2 protein-coding genes and 2 pseudogenes are annotated in these 2798 nt (G+C 54.7%); 2 read left to right on the top strand and 2 right to left on the bottom strand.

All coding sequences use genetic code 11. The features are described from left to right. Window positions 1-364: 364 nt before the first annotated feature. Window positions 365-576 (bottom strand): annotated as a pseudogene (locus tag WS45_RS35865) (IS5/IS1182 family transposase); the annotation flags it as partial. 90 nt (window positions 577-666) lie between these two features. Beyond that, window positions 667-906, bottom strand: a pseudogene (locus tag WS45_RS33230) (DUF4158 domain-containing protein); the annotation flags it as partial. 594 nt (window positions 907-1500) lie between these two features. Here WS45_RS33230 and WS45_RS34825 point away from each other — a divergent pair. Further along, window positions 1501-2079 carry a hypothetical protein gene (locus tag WS45_RS34825; protein ID WP_156437083.1) on the top strand — a complete coding sequence of 193 codons (579 nt, stop codon included), beginning with the start codon at window positions 1501-1503 and terminating at the stop codon, window positions 2077-2079. Between the two features lie 37 nt (window positions 2080-2116). Then, window positions 2117-2263 (top strand): hypothetical protein, encoded by a 147-nt coding sequence (locus WS45_RS34820; protein WP_156437081.1) that lies wholly within the window; start codon window positions 2117-2119, stop codon window positions 2261-2263. The last annotated feature ends 535 nt before the right edge of the window (window positions 2264-2798 follow it).

Raw genomic sequence — 2798 nt, 5'->3', positions numbered from 1 at the left:
GGCGGCAGCTGGCGCCGCGCATCGGGCAACGGGCGGCACCGGAACCGAGTTGGCACGGCCCATCGTGCCGGCATCTGAAGACATGCTGGCAGTCGTTCGGGCGCTGGTGGGCCAGCAGAGCGACCTCGGCAGTGTCGTGGCAAGCAAGATCGTGTAAAGCGGACTTGCCGCGTTAAGCAGTTCCGGATTATTCAGGGCCGACTACCTCATTCCAAGTGTTGCACTTGAAACTAGGGAAGCACTGGTTAATATGCGATCGCGCGAGGTGGTCGGCGACGTGGGCGGGGAATGGCCGAATACCGAAGCGAAGCGCCGCCCATTCGGAGAAGTTTGAACCTAAGATGCGCCTTGTTTCTCGCATTTCTCACACGCATGACGGACTTGTCCCATGAATCGACCGCAGCCGGTTTCGCGCGATCACCAGATTCGCCAAAGCGAACAGACTGAACAGTTGCGCCGTGTTCTTGAGCAGCCCCTTGTAGCGCACCTTGCGCGATGACGAAACAGGTTCTTGACGTGACGACATGAGACTCGCGCGCGGATTTGCGCCTTGGTTCGCTCGAGCGCGATCATCATTAGTTGTCGCAGCGCACGGTCGTGGACAATCAGGACCCGGTACTCGTACAGCCACTGCTTGAGATCAAGTAGCGCGGTGCTGCGATCCTGTCGTCCCGACAGTCGTTCTTTCAGCCAGCGAACGACATAGTGCCGCTGGTGCTCGGCCATCGGCTGGAATCCGAGCGTTTCGTAGGCAAGCTTCTGGTGGTCGGCAAGCGTGTCGGTTCGGTCGTCGTACAGTACGCGCAGCGTGCCGAGGTCGGGCGGGTCGATGCCGAGCTGCTCGCCGAGATGCTGCCACAGACGTTTGGGAACCTGTTTGTAAGCATCGAGCGTGCGCCCAGTCATCCCTTATGGTGAGTTTTGCCAAGCTGTGAGAGCGCCGGATCGCTGCGTGAAGGACTCCGGCCAGCTACGCCGCCGCATCTTGAGCCAGTGGTAAAAGAACTGCAGCAGAAAAACAGCCTTGCGATCGAATGGGCGCCATTGGCGATGCTCGACGAACGCCAACCTCATCGCAAAAATCCACGAGAGCGATTTCTATAAATGTGACCCCATCTTCAATAGTAAAATTAGATGCCTGTCGCAGTCAAAGAATCGCGTCACCTAAGGCTGACTGCCCACCACTGGCTTGGCGGACAAAGTTCGAGAAGAAGGAGGCATGCTTGCAATCACGTTCCCCTTCTCAATCAGGCAGAGTATTCCGTGAGACAGTTTGGGGCCATGCTCGATGAAGCGATTTTATCGCACACCTTCTGACGATTATCAAGAAGGTGCATAGTGAAGACTTTGTAAGTGTTTCGATATCAGCTTCATCCTCAAAAAGCCGACTTCGCCATTTGTCGAGAATTTGCCCCGAAATCTACCAAATAAAGCAGAATTCTGACGTATAGGCATCCAAATTTTCACGCCATAAAAAGCATGTATTAAATGGGGGTATGTATGGGTCCAGATAAAAAATCCGGAGTATTGAATCATTTTAGTAAATACAATACTTACCGTCCAGGTGAATATCCGGTTGAAGTCAGATCGGGGAAGAGCTTCGCGCTCATCGAAGGGCGATGGTATGAAGTAGCCTTTGATCGGCATGCCAGTCAATTTGAAATATTGATCGAGAGCCGTTCCGGTGATGTGAAACGACATCCCGTCTATCTGGAACTACTATCCAAGACATGGCATTTTTTCTCGAAAGACGGAAACCCTGCATTTTCAAGCTTGGCCATCGACGCGATCAATCGCTTGGCAGTTCCACTCGATCTTGACTTCGAATATGTCGAAGTCGCGGACTTTCCGCCTGAGGCTTGTGCCGGGAGATTATATGCGGTCAAGCGGCGCGGCGCCAATACGCATGGCGACAATATCCATCATTGGGTGGCAGAACTCTTTGGGCAACTCGTTCCAGTACGCGCCGTCAGAGACGGAGGCGCCGTGCGATATGAGGCATTCCATCGAGTATCACCCGATGGGGTAGGCTATCCGATTGACTGGGATGGAAGACGTTGGTTAATGAAATCCAAATGATTCGGCAACATCGCTCGATTCCCATGGCACGACAGGAATGAAGGCGAAAGTGCCGAAGCAAGCTCCGGCGCGGACCAAAGACCAGTTCAAGAACGCGGTCATCAGCCATCTGTGTCGTTTACAGAAATCACCACAGCGCGTCGCTCGCTATTTCATGCATAAACCCATCCGCTATGCAGTTTGATTAAATATCATGCATTTCTGATTTTTATTATGAAATATCGGCCACCCAACATCGGGCCCATCCCAAGCCGAGTCACCGCCAGCCTAAATTGCAATAAGAAATATCCGGTTCCAATGCGCAAGCAAGGCCGGATCTTCGCCACTTAAAATCAGTCGATTCTGATTGCGCTTCATCAGTTTCCGGCTTATGGCGACACGCCCCATGCGCCATCATGACTTATGAGCGGTTGCTTTCCCCGCTCGCAGCTTGTCCTGCATGGCGCTCCCCGTCCGGGACATCGGGGGCGCGACCTTCCCGCCGACCACGTGCCCTCGCCTCACGCATCTCGGTGCGGCGCGGCCCGTGGAACGCATCCGGAGGGCCACATCCATTGTGGATCGGCTCTTGTCACCCGCGGCCCTGCGTCGCGCGATCAGCGCCGTCGATGACCGCGAGGAGATGCCCTGCGTGTTCCTGGAGATGGAATGGTAGGCCGTTGCCCTTCCTTGCCCAGGCCAATCAACCCAGAAAAATCCGGGGACTCATGCACCACTCC

The organism is Burkholderia sp. RF2-non_BP3 (genome assembly GCF_001522185.1).
Classification (GTDB): Bacteria; Pseudomonadota; Gammaproteobacteria; order Burkholderiales; family Burkholderiaceae; genus Burkholderia; species Burkholderia diffusa.
Note: the sequence above shows the minus strand (reverse complement) of the source record. Positions and strands in the feature narration are given on the sequence as shown.

Bases quoted from the DNA above. Each gene is read 5' to 3' on its own strand.
- WS45_RS34825 (WP_156437083.1), top strand. From the start codon at position 1,501: ATGGGTCCAGATAAAAAATCCGGAGTATTGAATCATTTTAGTAAATAC.
- WS45_RS34820 (WP_156437081.1), top strand. From the start codon at position 2,117: ATGAAGGCGAAAGTGCCGAAGCAAGCTCCGGCGCGGACCAAAGACCAG.